Genomic DNA, 323 nt, shown 5'->3' with positions numbered 1-323 from the left:
TACGTAAAAAAACTATGTTTGAGAAAATAACCTTGTTTATCGTGATTATCATGCTAGTAGCAAGTTTATTGGGAATTTTTGCAACTGCAATTGGTGCCCTCAGTAATCTATAAAATAGATTCAAGAAAATTTAGTGACTGGGATTTCCCAGCCCTTTTTTAAAGTGAGAAGAAATAATGAGTATGTTTTTAGATACAGCCAAGATTAAGGTCAAGGCTGGTAATGGTGGTGATGGCATGGTTGCCTTTCGCCGTGAAAAATATGTCCCCAATGGTGGTCCTTGGGGTGGTGACGGAGGTCGTGGAGGCAATGTCATCTTCATT

The 323-nt window shown here is 39.0% G+C and carries 1 protein-coding gene and 1 pseudogene; both read left to right on the top strand.

Going from position 1 to position 323, the window contains the following annotated elements; genetic code table 11:
- Nucleotides 1–113 (top strand): DUF4044 domain-containing protein (locus SMIDD26_RS10985; protein WP_134990322.1); only part of this gene is annotated, 113 nt, incomplete at its 5' end.
- 63 nt (nt 114–176) lie between these two features.
- Nucleotides 177–323: pseudogene (obgE, locus tag SMIDD26_RS12080) on the top strand (GTPase ObgE); the annotation flags it as partial.

This window comes from Streptococcus mitis, from assembly GCF_001579035.1.
Lineage (GTDB): Bacteria > Bacillota > Bacilli > Lactobacillales > Streptococcaceae > Streptococcus > Streptococcus mitis_J.
The sequence above is the reverse complement of the archived record's forward strand: the minus strand, read 5'-3'. Positions and strand labels throughout refer to the sequence as shown.